This is a genomic window from Amycolatopsis sp. 3B14, from assembly GCF_050958625.1.
In the GTDB taxonomy this organism is placed as follows: domain Bacteria; phylum Actinomycetota; class Actinomycetes; order Mycobacteriales; family Pseudonocardiaceae; genus Amycolatopsis_E; species Amycolatopsis_E thermoflava.
In genome coordinates this window covers 1-16,744 of sequence record NZ_JBHZEN010000055.1, presented here as the reverse complement: position 1 = coordinate 16,744, position 16,744 = coordinate 1, and the positions used below count along the sequence as shown (strand labels likewise).

At 72.5% G+C, this 16,744-nt stretch carries 19 protein-coding genes; 9 read left to right on the top strand and 10 right to left on the bottom strand.

From position 1 onward, the window contains the following. The first annotated feature begins 1 nt into the window (after position 1). Positions 2–922: a hypothetical protein gene (locus ACCP09_RS28200; protein ID WP_433751617.1), complete on the top strand. Its 921-nt coding sequence runs from the start codon at positions 2–4 to the stop codon at positions 920–922. 13 nt (positions 923–935) lie between these two features. On the opposite strand, the gene ACCP09_RS28195 is transcribed toward ACCP09_RS28200, so the two are convergent. Genes ACCP09_RS28195 through ACCP09_RS28170 form a run of 6 tightly spaced genes read right to left on the bottom strand, consistent with a single transcriptional unit; the run spans position 936 to position 5,947 of the window. After that, positions 936–1,883 (bottom strand): PDR/VanB family oxidoreductase, encoded by a 948-nt coding sequence (locus tag ACCP09_RS28195; protein WP_433751615.1) that lies wholly within the window; start codon positions 1,881–1,883, stop codon positions 936–938. 16 nt (positions 1,884–1,899) lie between these two features. Then, positions 1,900–2,625, bottom strand: coding sequence for an SDR family NAD(P)-dependent oxidoreductase (locus ACCP09_RS28190; protein WP_027929897.1), 726 nt, complete (start codon positions 2,623–2,625; stop codon positions 1,900–1,902). Beyond that, complete coding sequence (locus tag ACCP09_RS28185) at positions 2,622–3,122, bottom strand: aromatic-ring-hydroxylating dioxygenase subunit beta (RefSeq protein WP_123686898.1); 501 nt, start codon at positions 3,120–3,122, stop codon at positions 2,622–2,624. Before ACCP09_RS28185 ends, ACCP09_RS28190 begins: the two co-directional genes overlap by 4 nt. After that, a complete protein-coding gene (locus tag ACCP09_RS28180; RefSeq protein ID WP_433751612.1) occupies positions 3,115–4,392 on the bottom strand; it encodes an aromatic ring-hydroxylating oxygenase subunit alpha in 1,278 nt (425 codons plus the stop codon). The genes ACCP09_RS28185 and ACCP09_RS28180 overlap by 8 nt, the downstream gene beginning before the upstream one ends. 11 nt (positions 4,393–4,403) lie before the next feature. Beyond that, complete coding sequence (locus ACCP09_RS28175) at positions 4,404–4,784, bottom strand: hypothetical protein (protein WP_027929900.1); 381 nt, start codon at positions 4,782–4,784, stop codon at positions 4,404–4,406. Between the two features lie 29 nt (positions 4,785–4,813). Continuing rightward, positions 4,814–5,947: an acyl-CoA dehydrogenase gene (locus ACCP09_RS28170; protein ID WP_027929901.1), complete on the bottom strand. Its 1,134-nt coding sequence runs from the start codon at positions 5,945–5,947 to the stop codon at positions 4,814–4,816. A gap of 133 nt (positions 5,948–6,080) precedes the next feature. On the opposite strand from ACCP09_RS28170, the gene ACCP09_RS28165 reads away from it, so the two are divergent. From ACCP09_RS28165 to ACCP09_RS28150, 4 genes are all read left to right on the top strand, one after another. Beyond that, on the top strand, positions 6,081–7,559 hold the full coding sequence (locus ACCP09_RS28165) for a PAS domain-containing sensor histidine kinase (RefSeq protein ID WP_123686899.1): 1,479 nt from the start codon (positions 6,081–6,083) through the stop codon (positions 7,557–7,559). Between the two features lie 95 nt (positions 7,560–7,654). Then, complete coding sequence (locus ACCP09_RS28160) at positions 7,655–8,161, top strand: flavin reductase (RefSeq protein ID WP_027929903.1); 507 nt, start codon at positions 7,655–7,657, stop codon at positions 8,159–8,161. Between the two features lie 10 nt (positions 8,162–8,171). Next, entirely contained in the window at positions 8,172–8,429 is a 258-nt protein-coding gene (locus ACCP09_RS28155; protein ID WP_027929904.1) for a hypothetical protein, read from the top strand. After that, positions 8,426–9,646, top strand: coding sequence for an amidase family protein (locus tag ACCP09_RS28150; protein ID WP_433751609.1), 1,221 nt, complete (start codon positions 8,426–8,428; stop codon positions 9,644–9,646). The genes ACCP09_RS28155 and ACCP09_RS28150 overlap by 4 nt, the downstream gene beginning before the upstream one ends. A gap of 190 nt (positions 9,647–9,836) precedes the next feature. On the opposite strand, the gene ACCP09_RS28145 is transcribed toward ACCP09_RS28150, so the two are convergent. The 3 genes from ACCP09_RS28145 to ACCP09_RS28135 form a co-directional block, all read right to left on the bottom strand. Then, positions 9,837–10,046 (bottom strand): LuxR C-terminal-related transcriptional regulator, encoded by a 210-nt coding sequence (locus tag ACCP09_RS28145; RefSeq protein WP_433751607.1) that lies wholly within the window; start codon positions 10,044–10,046, stop codon positions 9,837–9,839. Positions 10,047–10,192: 146 nt separating this feature from the next. Continuing rightward, positions 10,193–10,804, bottom strand: coding sequence for a response regulator transcription factor (locus tag ACCP09_RS28140; protein ID WP_020419217.1), 612 nt, complete (start codon positions 10,802–10,804; stop codon positions 10,193–10,195). After that, a complete protein-coding gene (locus ACCP09_RS28135; protein ID WP_433751605.1) occupies positions 10,801–11,355 on the bottom strand; it encodes a nuclear transport factor 2 family protein in 555 nt (184 codons plus the stop codon). Before ACCP09_RS28135 ends, ACCP09_RS28140 begins: the two co-directional genes overlap by 4 nt. Before the next feature lie 174 nt (positions 11,356–11,529). Here ACCP09_RS28135 and ACCP09_RS28130 point away from each other — a divergent pair, with 174 nt between their 5' ends. Continuing rightward, a complete protein-coding gene (locus tag ACCP09_RS28130) occupies positions 11,530–12,861 on the top strand; it encodes an MFS transporter (RefSeq protein WP_431902794.1) in 1,332 nt (443 codons plus the stop codon). Positions 12,862–12,864: 3 nt separating this feature from the next. Here the strand turns inward: ACCP09_RS28130 and ACCP09_RS28125 are convergent, their stop codons facing one another. Continuing rightward, positions 12,865–13,452, bottom strand: coding sequence for a TetR/AcrR family transcriptional regulator (locus ACCP09_RS28125; protein ID WP_027929908.1), 588 nt, complete (start codon positions 13,450–13,452; stop codon positions 12,865–12,867). 125 nt (positions 13,453–13,577) lie between these two features. On the opposite strand from ACCP09_RS28125, the gene ACCP09_RS28120 reads away from it, so the two are divergent. The 3 genes from ACCP09_RS28120 to ACCP09_RS28110 form a co-directional block, all read left to right on the top strand. Then, on the top strand, positions 13,578–14,870 hold the full coding sequence (locus ACCP09_RS28120; RefSeq protein WP_433751602.1) for a flavin monoamine oxidase family protein: 1,293 nt from the start codon (positions 13,578–13,580) through the stop codon (positions 14,868–14,870). Positions 14,871–14,899: 29 nt separating this feature from the next. Then, positions 14,900–15,205, top strand: a complete 306-nt coding sequence (locus ACCP09_RS28115; protein ID WP_433751600.1) for a hypothetical protein — start codon at positions 14,900–14,902, stop codon at positions 15,203–15,205. Between the two features lie 24 nt (positions 15,206–15,229). Beyond that, on the top strand, positions 15,230–16,744 hold a 1,515-nt coding region (locus ACCP09_RS28110; protein WP_433751598.1), incomplete at its 3' end, for an APC family permease.

Genomic DNA, 16,744 nt, shown 5'->3' with positions numbered 1-16,744 from the left:
CGTGGATCTCGGTGACCCCACCACCAACCCCATCTCGTTCACGCTCGGTTCGGCCGACGAGTTCTTCACCGAGCCGGTCGGCGCGCGGGACGAGGACGGCTACCGGCGCGCCTGGCAGCGCGTCGTGGCCGAGCACGGCGCCGAAGCCGCGCGGGTCACCCGCATCGCCGCCTACTGGGAGCCCTCCGCCGCGGACCGCAGGTTCCTCGACGAGACCTTCGCCGACGCCGGGCTGCAGTTCATCTTCGAACGGCCGGAGCCGGCGGGCTGGGACGCAGCGCTGGCGAAGGCGCAGCAGGTGCTCGACGAGATCCTGCGCGCCGAGGAGGCCGAGGAGCTGGCGGTGGAAGCCCGCCGCGCCAGGGAGAAGCAGGCGGGCGGCGAGCTGCTCCCGGTGCTGCGCAGCGGATCCCTCGGCGGCAGCGACGTGGTGCGGCAGACGATGCCGTGGCTGCCGGTGGCCGGGCGCGACCTGTTCGCCACGTTCGCCTACACCGCGCTGACGCCGCACGGCACGGTGGGGATGCGGCACGTGCTCAACAACCACCTCGACGGCGAGGCGGACTTCACCGGGATCGTCACCACCGCGCTGGACTCGGTCAAGGACGGCCTGGTCCTGGAGGAGGCCGTCACCGAGACCGGGCGGCTGATCCGGATGCACCGTCCGGACGGCTTCGGCGCGGCAGGCGCGGTCATGCTGCCCGACTTCCACGAGCGGATGTCCGGCATCCACGGCTGGGACGAGCTGACGGTCGCGATCCTCTGCCCGGACGACCTGTGGATCACCCGGTCCGGCACCCCCGACGCCGACCGGCTCGCCCAGGAGGTGCGCGCGGCCGGACAGCAGGCGCCCGAGCTGCGTCCCTCGCTGCTGCGCGTCACCGCAACCGCGATCGACCTCGTCGCCGAAAGCGCTTCCTGACGCGCGCCGGCGCTCAGTACAGCTCGATCTTCAACCGGGCCGTCCTGGCGCGGGAGACGCACAGCGCCATCTGGTCCCCGGCGGCCTTGTCCGCGGCCGACAGGCAGCTGTCCCGGTGCTCCGGCACGCCCTCCAGCACCCCGGAGACGCAGGACCCGCAGATGCCCTCCTCGCAGGACTTGAAGACCTCGATGCCGTTCTCCCCGAGCACGGCGAGGATCGACTTGTCCGCGGGCACCTCGAACACCTCGCCGGTGTCCAGCTCGACGGTGAACGGCCGGTCGCCGCTGGTGTCGACCTCCGCCGCGACGAAGTGCTCCACGTGCACGCGCGACTCGCCGACGACGGGCGCGAAGACCGCGCCGACCTGCGCCATGAACCCCTCCGGCCCGCACGTGTACACCTGCGCGTCCGGGGTCAGCTCGGCCGCGACCTCCTTGAGGATCGTCGGCTGCTCGGCGCGCGGCACGCCGAACCGCAGGTGCACGCGGTCGCCGAACTCGCGCTCCAGCAGGCCGGCGAACGCGGCCTGCTCCCGGGCGCGGGCGAAGTAGTGCAGTTCGAACTCCGCGCCGCGCCGGTCCAGTTCGTAGGCCAGGCTCAGCAGCGGGGTGACGCCGACGCCGCCCGCCACCAGGACGTGGCGGGCGCCGTCGGCGACGCGCAGCAGGTTGCGGGGCTCGCCGATCTCCAGCGTGTCCCCCGCCCCGACGGTGTGCAGCGCCTCGGAACCGCCCCGCGACGCGGCTTCCTTCTTCACCGCGATCAGCAGCGACGAAGCCTCGTGCGGCGGCGAGCACAGCGAGTACTGCCGCACCAGGCCGGTCGGGCCGACGACGTCGACGTGCGCGCCGGCCTCGTACGGTCCCAGCGGGGCGCCGTCGTCGCGGACCAGGCGCAGGCTGCGGATCCCGGCGGCCTCCTGCCTGACCTCCGCGACGCGGACCACAGTTCTCGTCATCGTCCCTCCCTCGGGTTCAGCGCAGGTAGAGCCCGCCGTTGGCGTCCCAGCAGGCGCCGGTGACGGAGGCGGCCCCGGGCGAGGCGAGCAGGGCGACCATCCGGGCGATGAACGCCGGGTCGCCGAGCCTGCCGACCGGGATGCTCCGGGCGAGCCCGTCGACGTCGTCCACAATGGACCGCACCATCGGGCTGTCCTGCGGGCCGGGCGACACCGCGTTGACCGTCACCCCGTGCGGCGCGAGTTCGCGGGCGAACACCTTGGTGGCGGACAGGACCGCGCCCTTGGAGGACGCGTAGTGCCCGCCGGTCGCGGTGCCGCCGTTCTGCCCGGCGAGCGAGGCCATGTTCACGATCCGGCCGTAGCCCTGCGCGGCGAAGTGCGCGCCGAAGACCTGGCAGGCGGAGAACGTGCCGCCGAGGTTCACCTTCAGCACGGCGTCCAGCTCGTCGGCGGTGATGTCCATCAGCTTCTTCGCCTGCGTGCGGGCGGCGTTGTTGACCAGCACGTGCACCGATCCGAAGTCGGCCAGCACAGCGGCGAGCAGGCCGTCCACGGCCGCGCGGTCGGCGACGTCGACGGCGTACCCCTTGGCCTCGCCCAGTTCCTTGGCCAGCGCCTCGGCCGCGGCCCCGTCGAGGTCGGCGATCGCGACGCGGTAGCCGTCGGCGTGCAGGCGCCGCACGATCGCCTCGCCGAGGCCGTGCGCGCCGCCGGTGACGACCGCGGTCTGCGCGCTCACAGCAGGAACCCCGCGGCGGGCACGGCGTCCTCGCTGTCCACCAGCCGCACGACCTTCTCGGCGATGCGGTCGCCGGAGTCCGACAGCCGGACGCGGTGGCGCACGTCGGCGGCCCAGATGTCGTGCCGCCCGCGCTTGTAGGCGATCAGCACCTGCGCCGACCGCAGCACGACCTCGGTGTCGGTCACGGTCTCCGGCACGAACCGGGACACGGTGCGCACGGTGCGGGCCGCGTCGACGGCGGCGATGGCGTAGCCCTCGGTCATGCGGGTCACGCGCATGGCCCGCATCCGCGCGTCGTCGTAGATCATGTTGAGCGTGCCCGCGAAGTCCTCGGTGTCCGGGTCGATCGGCACGATGTAGCGGGCGTCGTCGGTGTAGAGCTCCTGCCACACCAGGTAGTCCTTGCGGTCGAGCAGCTCGGCCTCCCGCCAGACCAGCTCGACCGCCCTGGCCACCCGGACGTCGGTCAACGGGACGGTGATCGTGTCAGTCATCGCTCATCATCTGCTTCCACATCCGGTAGGCGGCGCGCATCCCGGTCTCGTCGGTCACGTGGGCGGTCGGCCAGCCGTGCTCGTCGTCCTTCTCCCTGCCGAGCCCGCGGTTGACCAGGATCGGCATGTCCGGCGCGGCCTGGGCGCCGCGCTGCACGCGGTCCCAGCCCTCGGCGTCGTCCGGGGTGCCGAACCCGAACGGTCCCTGGAAGTGCTCGTGGATGCGCAACCGCTCGCGGTTGACGACGTCCAGCTCGGGCGGCCCGTCCGGGCCGATCGCGATGTGCTCGATCAGCGTCTCGTCGACCGAGATCGGCCGCAGGACGCGGAAGAACGCCGCCGACATCGACACGTTCGGGAACAGGTTGAGGTTGAACCCGGTGCCGTGCATGGCGCGGACCAGCTTGCGCACGGCCGCGTCGTCGAGCGTCCTGGACAGCTCCGCGACGACGTGGTCGAAGCGGGCCTGCAGCGGTTCGCTGCCGTCGTCGGCGTCGAGGTCGGAGTGCTCGGGCACCATCTGCATGACGCTGTGGCCGTTGCCCAGCGCGTGCGTGATCGCCGCCGGGTCGGTCATGAACGACATCATGTCCGCGGTCTCGGCGTCCACCGACGCCATCCACGACCGGTGCACGATCGGGAAGTGGTAGCCGTCGGTGGTGTTCTCGAGCTGGATCTTCCAGTTGCCGCGGAACCGGAACTGGTGCTTGCCCAGCACCTTGATCGGGTAGCCGCCGCCCTGTTTCATGAACCGGTCCAGCCACAGCTTCGCGTCGCCGAGGAAGTCCGCCAGCGGCTCGATGCCCTCGTCGAACGTGGCGAACACCATGCCGCCGTAGGACTCGGTGCGCAGCTTGCGCAGCGACAGGTCCTTCTTGTCCGCCACGCCCTCGTACCCGTCCGGGTACGGGATGCCGCGCAGCGTGCCGTCCAGGCCGTAGGACCACGCGTGGTATGGGCAGGTGAACCCGTTGGCCTTGCCCCGCGGCTTCTCGCACAGGCTCGCGCCGCGGTGGCGGCAGCGGTTGAGCAGCGTGTGCAGGGCGCCCTTGCGGTCCCGCGACACGATCACCGGCTGGCGGCCGACGTAGGTGGACTTGAAGGTGCCCGGCCCGGGCAGCTCGCTTTCGTGCGCGACCCAAACCCAGGTGCGCTCGAAGATCCTCGTCATCTCCTGCTCGAAGATCTCCGGGTCGGTGTAGAGGCGGCCGGCGACGCGGTCGGCGAGCACGAGGTCCGCGGGCGCGTCGGCGAAGATGTTCTCGGTCATGGTGTCCTCTCCTAGCCGGGCAGCTCGACGTCTTCGCGCACCGTCAGCGCGCGGCCGATGCGGGCTTCGACCTTGGCGAAGCGCCACAGCTTCGCGCCGCCGTCGCCGACCGGGGTGGTGCGGAACAGGTTGCAGGCGGCCTTGACGGTCTCGGCCGTGTCCACGTCGGCGAGGATGTAGGCGGTCCACGGCCAGCCGTCGGAGGGGCCGACCATGTGCGAGTCGTCGTCGATGTCGCCGATGAAGTCCACGCCCGGCAAGGCCTTGATGCCGTCCATCATGGACACGAAGGCCTGCCACACGTGCCCCGGCGTGATGCCGTCGGCAGGCAGGTCGAAGAAGTTCTGGTTGATGCCGATGCAGAACAGCACGCGCAGGGGCGTCGCGCTCATCTCGGTCCTCCTCGTCGGTGGTGGTCGGGTCAGCGGAAGCCGGGGCTGGTGGGCGGCAGTCCCATGAGGACGGCCCCGGCGGAGTCGAAGATCGCCGGCCCGAGGAAGGCGTGCTGCTTGGGCACCAGCGCGTCGCCGGCCAGGTCACGCAGCGGGTGCTCGGTGTAGATCGGGGCGGTGCCGGAGATCTCGACCAGCCGGTCCACCACGCCGGAGGCCACGCGGGCCAGGTGCGCGGAGGCCAGCCGCAGCCGGGCGTTGTGCTCGTCGGTGGCGGTGTCGCCGCGCAGCACGTGCTGCCACACCTGGTCGCTCAGGTCGTAGAACCAGGCGCGGGCCGAGCTCAGGTCCGCCTCGGCGCGGGCGACCTCGGTGCGGTAGTAGGCCCGGTCGGCGAGCTTCGGCGCGCCGGTCACACCGGTGTAGCCGCCGCCGACCTGCTTCGCGTGGTCCAAGGCCGCCCGCGCCACGCCCGCGCCGACCACGGCGAGGACCTGGGAGGCGTAGGCGATCGTCGGGTAGTGGTACAACGGCTCGTCCACGGTCGGCGCGCCGCCGCGGATGAAGGTCCACTCGCGGGGCACCTCGACCCCGCGCACGACGATGTCGAACGAGCCGGTGGCCCGCATGCCCACGACGTCCCAGTCCTGGACGATCTCGACCTGGTCCGGCCGCAGGACCGCGGTGCGCGGCTTGCCGCCGGAGTCCTCGTCGCCGGGCAGGCCGACGCCGATCAGGTCGGCGCCCATGCAGCCGCTGGCGAACTTCCAGTGCCCGTCGACCAGGTAGCCGCGCTCGGTGGCGGCGGCGCGCTGCATCGGGAACAACGCGCCGGCGAAGGCCACGTCCGGGCCGTCGCGGTACAGCTCGGCCTGAGTGTCCAGCGGCAGCGCGGCCAGGTAGACCTGCGCGGAGCCGAAGCTCGCGACCCAGCCGGTGGAACCGTCGACGACCGAGATCCGCTCGATGGTGTCGAGGAACTCGGCGGGCGGCAGCGGCTGCCCGCCGAACTTGCCCGGCGTCGCCGCCCGGTAGATCCCGATCTGCTTGAGCCGTGCGACGAAGTCCTTCGGCACGTAGCGCTGCTCGCGGAACTCCTGCCGCCGCTGCGCGAGCTCGGCCAGGACGTCGTCGAACCCGGCGCCCTGCGGGGTGTGCACCATCGCGCCTCCTCCTACTCGCGGGTTGCCCACCGACGGTAGGCAGCCGGGGCCGCCGCGCGGAATTGGTGGTTCCTGGCACCGGGTAGGGGATTCCTTCAGCGCGCGCCGGGCGCGCCCGGCTTACGCTGGCGGGATGCAGGTGGATCCACGCGCGCCCGAACTGGTCACCGAGGACTTCGTGGCCATGCTCAACGCCAGCCGCATGTGCGTGCTGGTGCACGACGCGGCGACGAAGAACATCCTGTGGGCCAACCCGGCGGCGTGCGAGATGCTCGAGTGGAGCGTGGCCGAGCTGCGTCCGCTCAAGGCGAACCACATGAGCAGCACCGCGCGCCAGTACGACCGCGTGATCGGCCGCGCGTGGCTGCAGGACGCGGTGGAGAAGGGCACGAACAGCATCGAGTGGCACTACCGGTCCCGCACGGGACGGGTGATCCCGACCGAGGCCATCGCGATCCGCGTGGAACTCGCGCAGGGGCCCGCGGTGATGGTGCAGTTCCGCGACATCGAGCGGGAGCAGGAGATCGAGCAGGAGCTGCGGCGCACCGCGTCCTACATGGACGCGCTGGCGCACCGCACGTCCACGATCGCGCTGATGCTGGACCGCGACGGCCTGCTGCGCTTCGCCACCGACACGGCGCTGAAGGTGATCGGCGCGGACAGCGGGCAGCCGCTCGGCCCGCTGTCGGGGTACGGCACGCTGCGGCTGGCCGGCCGCCCGGCGTCCTGGCCGGAGGTACTGGAGCGGGCCGACCCGGTGACCACGGTGCAGCTCGCGCTCACCGGCGCCGACGAGCCGGTGTGGCTGGAGGGCAGCCTCGAACGGCTCCAGGAGACCGGCGGGGACGCGTTGCTGATGATCCTGCACGACGTGTCCGGCCGCGTGCAGGCGGACCTCCGCCGGGAACGCGAGCTGCAGCAGGAGAACTACCTGGCGCGCTACAACGCGATGGGCGACATGGCGATGGCGATCGCGCACGAGCTGGGCCAGCCGCTCGCGGCGGCGGCGAACTTCCTCGGCGGCGCCGCGCGGCACGCGTCCGGGACGGCCGCGGAGCAGGTGCGGTTCGGCATCGACAGCGCGGTCCGGCAGATCGACCGCGCGAGCGCCATCGTCGCGGCCCTGCGCGCGTTCGTCGGGCACCTCGAGCACGTGCGCCAGGTGGCCGACCTCGCCGAGATCGTCACCGAATGCCTGTACTTCGTGCGGCTGCGGGCGGACGCGGCGGGCGTCGACGTGGTGGTCCGCGAGCCGCCCGGCCCGGTGCCGGTGCGGTGCGAACGGGTGCTGACCGGGCAGGTGGTCCTCAACTTCTGCTTCAACGCCATCGACGAGGTGGCGGCCTTCGGCCCGGAACGCCGCGAGATCGTGCTGACCACGCGCGCCGAGGGCGGGGAGGGCGTGCTGACGGTGGAGGACTGGGGACGGGGCCTGCCGCGGGACCCGTTCGCCGAGTCGTTCACCTCGAAGGAGCACGGCAGCGGGATCGGCCTGGCGTTGTCGCACCGGATCATCACGCGTCAGCACGGCCGCATCTGGGCCGAGCCTCGCGACGGCGCGGGCTCGCGGTTCGGCTTCGCCCTGCCTCTCGCGGAAACACCTGGGACGTAAGGGAAACCCTTACCGGGGCGGGAAGAACTCTCACTTCCCGGCGGCCCCGCCGCGCGCGTACGTTCGAGCTGTTCGGCGATCGTTTGGAGGAAATCGTGCCCGAGCTGACCCGGCAGCAGACCGAGTTCCGCGCCGCGATGGCCAACCTCTCGGCGGCGGTCACCGTCATCACCACCGACGGTCCCCGTGGCCGCGCCGGCATGACCGTGAGCGCGGCCTGTTCGGTGACCGACTCGCCGCCGACCGTGCTGGTCTGCGTGAACCGCACCGCCCGCTCGCACGACGTGCTGGTCGGCAACGGCAGGCTGGCGGTGAACGTGCTGGGCGCCGGCCAGGAGGACCTGGCGCTGCACTTCGCGGGCGCCACCGGCGTGCCCACCGCGGAGCGGTTCACCGACGGGCGATGGGACCTGGCGACCCACGGGGTGCCGGTGCTCACCGGGGCGTGCGCCTCGGTGGTCGGCACCGTCGTCGCCGAGCAGGCGTCCGGGTCGCACTCGGTGCTGTTCGTCGAGGTGGACACCGTGATCACCGGGGACGACCCCGCGGCGCTGGTGTACTTCCAGCGCCGGTTCCACAGCCTCGGCACCACTGCGGCGTAGGAGAGCGGCCATGGAGCGGATGACGCTGACCTGCTACAACGACACGCACGGCTACGGCTGGCGGCACGTGGACCTGTTCGTGCACGACGCCGAGGGGCGCGAGCTGAACTGGGTGCACTGGCAGGTGCCCGACGACGGCCCGGAGGCGGCGGACGCGGTGACGAGGAAGGTCGAGCCGACGTTGCGCCGGACCTCGGAGTGGCGGCACGGCGTGAGTGAGAGCGGGATGGACTTCTGGGTCGCCGACGCCGCCTGGGAGGACGCGTGAACCCGCTGCGCGCGCCGCGGTCCCTGCGTGAGCTGGTGACCGGCTCGGTGGACGGGGCGCTGCGCCGGTCCCGGGAGCGCATCGCCGAGACGGAGCCGGCGCTGCGGGCGTGGGTGGAGCTGGCGTGGCCGGAGCCGGTCGCGGGCGGCCCGCTCGGCGGGGTGCCGCTCGGGGTGAAGGACATCATCGACGTGGCCGGCCTGCCCACCCGGTGCGGTTCCGGCCTGCGCGCGGGCAGCCCGCCCGCGGCGGCCGACGCCGCGATCGTGACGGCGTGGCGGCGGGCGGGCGCGGTGCCGGTCGGCAAGACGGTGACCACGGAGTTCGCGTTCTTCTCCCCCGGCCCGACGGACAACCCGAGCGCGCCGGGCCACACGCCGGGCGGGTCGTCGAGCGGCTCGGCGGCGGCGGTCGCGTCGGGGCAGGTGCCGCTCGCGCTCGGATCGCAGACCGCCGGTTCGGTGATCCGGCCGGCGTCGTTCTGCGGGGTCGCGGCGATGGTGCTGAGCCACGGCCGGTTCCCGGTCGACGGGGTCACCGGGCTGAGCCCGAGCCTGGACAGCCACGGCTTCTACACCGCGCGGGTGTCGGATCTGGCGCTGGCCCACGCGGCGCTGACCGGTTCGCCGGACGCGGCCGGACTGCCCGCCCGTCCCCCGCGGCTGCTGCTGTGGACGGGCATCGCCGGGCCCGCGATGCGTGCGGCGCTGGCGGTTGCGAGGGACCGCCTGGTGGCCGCGGGCGCCGTGGTGGAGGCGTTCCCGGACGAGCGGCTGATCGCGGAGCTGACCGCGGCGCACCCGGTGGTGATGGCGTACGAGGCGGCGCGCGAACGGGCCGCCGAGCTGGCGCGGGTGGCGGAGTTGAGCGCGCCGCTGGCGAACCTGCTGCAGACGGGCGCCCGCACCCCGGAGGCGGAGTACCGGCGGGCGCGGGCGTTCGTGCGGTCGGCCGCGTCGGCGGTGTCGGATTTCCTGGGTTCCTACGACGCGATCCTCGGCCCCGCGGCGCCCGGTCCCCCACCGGAGGGCCTGGCCGCCACGGGAGACCCGGTGCTGAGCCGGCCGTGGCAGGCGCTGGGTGTTCCGCAGGTGGCGGTGCCCGGTATGTCCACTGAGGATGGACTGCCGCTGGGGGTGCAGCTGATCGGCCGGGCGCAGGAGGAGACCGCTTTGCTGGCGGCGGCTTGCTGGGTGGAACGCGCATTGGCGGAGTGAAGCCGCGCGCTCGTCAGTGGGCGCGCGGGCTCCACAAAGGACCTCCCGCCGGGAGGCAGCGCGACTCGCTCGGTAAACCCGGGGCACGATCCGCCCGGCACCACGCACCGCCGGAATGCAGCGCGGCCCGCCAGACCGGCGGGCCGCACTCAGTAGTGAGCCCGCTCCACACACGACCCGCAGAAAACCCTCACACCACCACGCGATGCGTGAGGATGTCGTGCACCAGCGCCCCCAGGCTCTCCGCCCCCGTCTTCGCCTTGATCCGCGCCCGGTGCACGTCGATCGTCTTCACGCTCGTGCCCAGGCGGTTCGCCGCCATCTGGCTCGACACCCCTTCGACCACCAGCCGCAGCACCTCGCGTTCCCGCTGGGTCAGCTGCGCCAGACGCGCCTCCACCGCCCGGCGCGCCGCCCCGCGGGTGAACCGCCGGCGCGCAGTACCGCTCGCCGGACGAAACCAGCGCGCACTCCACGCAGCACCACCCACGGACAAGGCCCGCCGAGTGAAACCGGCGGGCCTTGCTCATTGATCCACAAGGGACCTCACACCACCACGCGGTGCGTGAGGATGTCGTGCACCAGCGCCCCCAGGCTCTCCGCCCCCGTCTTCGCCTTGATCCGCGCCCGGTGCACGTCGATCGTCTTCACGCTCGTGCCCAGGCGGTTCGCCGCCATCTGGCTCGACACCCCTTCGACCACCAGCCGCAGCACCTCGCGTTCCCGCTGGGTCAGCTGCGCCAGACGCGCCTCCACCGCCCGGCGCGCCGCCTCGCGGGTGAACCGCCGGCATGCGTCCTGCTGCTGCCGCTGCACCACTTCGAGGATCCGCTGCGGCTCGTACGGTTTCTCCAGGAAATCCACGGCGCCGCGGGTCATGGCGCGCACCGACATCGGGATGTCGCCGTGCGCGGAGCAGAACACGACCGGCGCCGGGTAACCGCGGGCGGTCAGTTCCTCCTGCAGCTGGAACCCGCTCATGCCGGGCATCCGCACGTCGACGATCACCACCGCGGGCTCGTCCGGGTCGAACTCGGCCAGGAAGGCGGGCGCGTCGGGGTAGGTCAGCGCCTGGATCCCGACGCTCTCCAGCAGGAACGCCAGCGACTGCCGCAGGCCCTCGTCGTCGTCGACGATGTGCACCACCGCGTCGGTCATGGCTTCATCAGTACCGACACCGACGGGTGGTCGCTGGCGAAATGGTCCGGCAGTGGCGCGACGAACACGTTCTCCGTGCGGGTGCGGGTGATCCGCCAGCCGTCGTCCTCCTTGCGGAACGCGTTGTTCAGGCGGCTGGACCGCAACAGCGCGCTGCCGTCCGAGAACAGCCACGGCTGCATGTGGATCCACTGCCCGTCCGCGGTGCCGCCGTGCACGTGGATCTGCTCCGACGTCAGGTAATGCGCGTTCAACAGCAGCGCGGGATCCCGCTTCTCGCCCCAGAACCGCTCGAAGTGCTCCCGGATGGCCTGCTTGCCCTCGGCCCGCCCGAACTGGCCGTCGTAGTACTCGCCGACGCCCTCCCACACCGCGTCTTCGGTGTAGAGCTCCAGGATCAGCTCGATGCGCTTCGCGTCGTCGGAGATCCCGTACTCGGGCAGCGGCGTGTCGCACAGGAACATGTAACGAGCCTGTAGCCGGCGGATTTCGGCTTCGGCCTCGAGCACCTCGACCCGCCGGGCGAGTGCTTCGAGAGCGGTGTCGGTCAACGGGATTCTCCTTCTCCGAGCGGGAGGCGCGATGCCGAACACCATCTGTCACCGGCGCGAACCTTGTCAAGCGCGCTGCAGGTTTCCCCTATGCGGCTGCGGGATTTGCGACTGGGAGCCGCGGCGGGCGCTTCCTACCGTAACGGGAACCACCACGGACGATGAGGACGCTCGATGACCACACAGGGTCCCGCTCAGCCCAGCCTACCGCGCATCGGAGTGGCCGCCGCTGTCGGCACTTCGCTGGAGCTGTACGACTTCCAGATCTACGGAACCGCCGCCGCCCTGGTGTTCGGCCAGGTGTTCTTCGCCACCGGCGACGCGTGGTTCGGCACGTTCATGAGCCTCGCGACGTTCGCGATCGGCTTCGTCGCGGCCCCGCTGGGGGGCGCCGTCTTCGGCTGGCTCGGCGACCGCCGCGGCCGCAAGACGGCCCTGTTCGGCGCGTTCGTGCTGATGGGCCTGGCGACGCTGGGCATGGGCGTGCTGCCGACCTACGCGGCCGTCGGCGTCGCGGCCCCCGTCCTGCTGGTGCTGCTGCGGTTGTGCCACGGACTGGCCAGGGGCGGCGAGAACTCCAGCGCCGCCGTGCTGGCGATCGAGCACGCCCCCGAACGGCGCCGCGGCCTGTACGGGTCCTTCGTCGCGATCGGCTCGCCGGTCGGCACGATCCTCGCCAACCTGGCCTTCACGCTGGTGCTGCTGCTCCCCGACGAGGACGTCACCGGCTGGGGCTGGCGCATCCCGTTCCTCGCCGGGGGCCTGGTGCTCGTGGTCGGGCTGTGGATCCGCAAGGGCGTCGCGGAGAGCCCGGTGTTCCGGGAGATGGCCGAGCACGAGGGCGCCCGGGAGAAGGCGCCGCTGCTGGCGGTGGTGAAGGCGAACTGGCGGCGGCTCGCGCTGGTCGCGGGCGTCAACATCGGGCTCACCGCGAGCACGTTCGCACTGGCCACGTTCATGCTGTCCTACGCGACGGCCCGCGCCCCGGAGGGCCTGGGGCTGCCCCGCCAGCCCATCGTCAACGGCTCGATGATCGCCCTGGTCTGCCACGCGCTGTGCAACGTGGGCGCGGCGTGGCTGTCCGACCGGCTCGGCCGCAAACCGGTGATGCTGGCCGGTGTCGTCCTGTCGCTGGGCTCGGCGCTGCTGATGTTCCCGCTCAGCTCGGCGGGCACGGTCGCCGCGGTCAACACCGCCGTGATCATCGGGTTCTGCGCCACCGGTGTCCTCTTCGGACCGATGTACACGTTCTTCTCCGAGCTGTTCCCGCGCGAGCAGCGCCAGTCCGGGGTGGGCGTGGGCTACCACATCGGCGCCGTGCTGGGCGGCGGCATCTCGCCGATGATCGCCAACCGGATCGTCGCAGGCACCGGGGACGCGCTCAACGTCGGCTTCTACCTGGCCGCGCTGCTGGGGCTGTCACTGGTGTGCCTGCTCTGCCTGCCCGAAACCGCGCCGGTGCGGGCGCGCCGCCGGAACGCGGCGGTGCCGGAGCCGGCCCGGTGACGGTCAGCTCTCCGGCCGCAGGCGCGTGAGCACGTGGCGCAGGGTGTCGAGGACCCGTTCGGTCGGCAGCTCGTCGACCCCGCAGATCTGCTGGAAGACCAGGCCGTCCAGGGCCGCGAACACCAGCGCGGCCAGGCCCTCGTCGTCCAGCCCGGCGGCGGCGAGCTCGGCGCGGATGGCCGCGCGGTAGCCGTCGTAGAGCTCGCGGACCTGCGGGGCGAGCTCGGGGCGGCGCCGCGACTCCAGCGTCAGCTCGTACTGGAACGCCTGGGTCTCGGGCTGCTCGGCGACGAACTCGGCGAGGCCGTCGCCGAGCAGGTCGAGCCTGCCCGAGCCCGGCTCGGGGGTCACCGACGGCACGCTGCTGTCCAGGGACCGCCGCAGGGCCTGGGCGGTCAGCTCGTCGATGCTGCCGAAGTAGTGGGTCACCAGCCCGTGGTTGACGCCGGCCTCCTTCGCGACCGAGCGGTAGGTGAGCTGCCGGAGCCCCTGGCGCGCAACGACCCGCACCGCCGCCTCCAGCAGGGCCTCCCGGCCCGTGCCGTGCGGCCGCGCCCGCCCGCGGGACGCACCCGCCGTCTCGTTCGTCACCGTCGGAATGGTACCGGCCGCCAAATTAGCCACTTGACTAATCTAGCGGGCCGGGTCACAGTTGGGCACACCCCGGACGCCTGCCGATGGCGGCGTCGACCTCTCCTTCCGCAAGGGATTCCCACATGCCTGAACGCGCCGATGTCGTCGTGGTCGGAGCCGGGTTCGCGGGCCTCACGGCCGCCCGCGAACTCACCCACCGCGGCACGACGGTCACCGTCCTGGAAGCCCGCGACCGGATCGGCGGCCGCACCTGGACCGCCGAGCGGCTGGGCCGCCCGCTCGAACTCGGCGGCACCTGGGTGCACTGGACCCAGCCCCACGTGTGGGCCGAGATCTCCCGGTACCAGCTGGAACTGACCCGCAGCCCGGTTCCCGCCCGCGCCTATTGGCACGTCGGCGGACAGGCTCACGAAGGCAGCGCGGACGAGCTGTTCGCGCGGTTCGACCCGGGGATGCGGGCGTTCCTCGCCGACAGCCGCGAGTGGTTCGAGTGGCCGTGGGAACCGTTCCGGCGCCCCGATCCGGACGCCCTGCACGCGCTCGACCGGCAGTCCGTCACCGACCGGATCGACGCGCTCGGCCTGCCGCCCGCCGACCGGGAACTCCTGGCGGGCATGTGGGCGCTGAACTTCAACAGCCCGCCGGAAGACGGCGCGCTCACCCAGGCGCTGCGGTGGTGCGCGGCGGCCTCGGGCAGCTGGCCGCTGATGTTCGAGACGTGCGCGACGTTCAAGTTCGCGCACGGCACCAAGGCACTCGCCGACGCGATCGCCGCCGACACCGACGCCGACATCCGGCTCGGCACGGTCGTCACGAAGGTCCGCCGCACGAACACCGGCGTCGCCGTGGAAACCGCGTCGGGCGAGACCTTCGAAGCCGGCGACGTCGTGGTGACCCTGCCGCAGAACATCCTTCCCTCGATCGAGTTCGAGCCCGGCCTGCCCGCGGTCCTGCGGGACGCGGCCCGCGCCGGGCAGGCGTCGAAGGGGATGAAGACGTGGATCCGCGTCCGCGGCGAGGTCGAGCCGTTCATCGTGTTCGCCGGCCCGGATTCGCCGCTCACGTTCGGCCAGACCGAGTACACCGTGGACGGCGACACCCTGCTGGTCGCGTTCGGCCCGCGCGCGTCGGCGCTGCGGCCGGACGACACCGAAGCGGTGGCCAAGGCCCTCGCGTTGTGGCGGCCGGACCTGGAGGTCGTCGCCGCCGACGGGCACGACTGGGTCGCCGACGAGTTCGCCGGCGAAACCTGGCCGATGCTCGCCCCCGGCCAGCTCCGCGCGCTGGAGGAGTTCCGCCGCCCGCAGGGCCCGCTGCACTTCGCGGGCAGCGGTTACGCGACCGGCTGGGCCGGCTTCGTCGACGGCGCCATCGAAACCGGCCTGACCGTCGCCCGCCGGCTGCTCACCCGCTGACCCCGTCCACAACAGAGAGGAACACCCCCGTGCCCTACTTCGTCGAGTTCGTCCACTACCGCACGGACCTGCCCGAGGACCGTCTCGTCGCGTTGCGCTCGGCCGCGATCCTGGCCGTGCGGGACGCCCATCCGGACCTGCTGTCCGTGCCCGCGCTGAGCCGCGGCGAGGACGGCTCCTGGACCGACGTGTGGATCTACCGGACCGAGGAGGCGGCCGAGAAGGCCAACGCCGGCGCCGGCGACATCCCCGAGTTCACCGCGTTCGCCGGCGCACTCTCCGGCGTCGAGATCACCGCCGGCCACATGCCCGAATCCGCCGTCTCCCCGCTCTGACCGGAAAACCACGGAAGGACAACGATGTCTCTCCCCACACCGGATCACGGGACCGCCCTGCGCCGGGGTTCGCTCGGCGTCGCGGCGATCGTCTTCTTCGTGCTGTCGGCGCAGTCGCCGCTCACCGGGATCGCGGGCGCGCTGCCGATCGCGATCACCCTCGGCAACGGCCCGGCCGCCCCGGCCACGTTCCTGCTCGTCGGAGTGGTCATGGCGTTGTTCGCCGTCGGCTACATCACGATGAGCAGGCACGTGACCGACGGCGGTGCGTTCTACACCTACATCGGCCGCGGCCTCGGCACGACGACCGGCACCGCGTCCGCCTTCGTCGCCCTGTTCGCCTACTGCACCGTCCAGGCCGCCATGTACGGCCTCCACGGCGCGACCGTGTCGGGCCTGCTCGCCGCCTACGCCGGGATCTCCGTGCCGTGGTGGGCGTGCGGCCTGGTGACCATGGTGCTCGTCATGGCGTGGGCCTGGCTGAACATCGAGATCGGCGCCCGCGCCCTGGCCTGCCTGGTCGGCCTGGAGATGGGCATCCTGCTGGTGTTCGCGGTGATCACGTTCGCCCGCGGCGGCGGTCCGCAGGGCCTGGACTTCGGGGCGACGTTCGGCCCGTCCGCGGTCGCCTCCGGGGCGCCCGGGGTGGCGTTCACCTTCGCCGTCGCGTCGATGTTCGGGTTCGAGTCGACGGCCCTGTACGCGCCGGAGGCCCGCGATCCGCGCCGCACCATCCCCCGGGCCACCTACCTCGCGGTGGCGGTCGTGGCGGTGTTCTTCGCCTTCGTGGCCTGGATGGTCGTCAGCTTCTACGGCTCCGGGTCCGTTGTGGACGCCGCGGGCCAGGCGGTCGGGACGGGCGAGGCGAGCGGTCTGGTCGCCGGCGCGATCCAGGCGACGCTGGGCGGCTGGGCGGCGCACGCGGTCGGGATCATCCTCGCCACATCGCTGCTCGCCGGGATCCTCGCGTTCCACAACGCCATCAACCGGTACCTGCACTCGCTGGCGGAGAACACGGTCCTGCCGCGCCGCCTCGCGTGGACCAACCGGCACGGCTCGCCCTACCTCGCCGGCGTGGCCTCGACGGTGGTCGCGGCCACGCTGGTGGTCCCGTTCGCGGCGCGGGGCATGGACCCGGTGCTGACGTTGTTCTCGTGGTTCGGTGGGGTGTCCGTCGTCGGGCTGCTGGTGCTGTACGTGCTGACCAGCGTGTCGGTGCTCGCCTGGTTCCGCCGCGACCGGCGCGGTGAGTCCACGTGGCACACGCGGTACTCACCGGCGCTGGCCGCGGTCCTGATCCTGGCGGGGATCGTGCTGCTGATCGTCAACTTCGGCACGCTCACCGGCGGTTCGGGCGCGACCGCCGCGGCGTTACTGGCGTCCGTCGCGGCGGTGTTCGCCCTCGGGTTGGTGGTCGCCCTCGTGCAGCGGCGACGGTCCACCGCCGAGCTGTTCCGCCTGCGGGAGCCGGAGCTCCGGGCCGGCACGCCGGTGCCGGCCCGGTCCCCGTCAGGACGCGAGGGCCACCGCGGCGGGGGG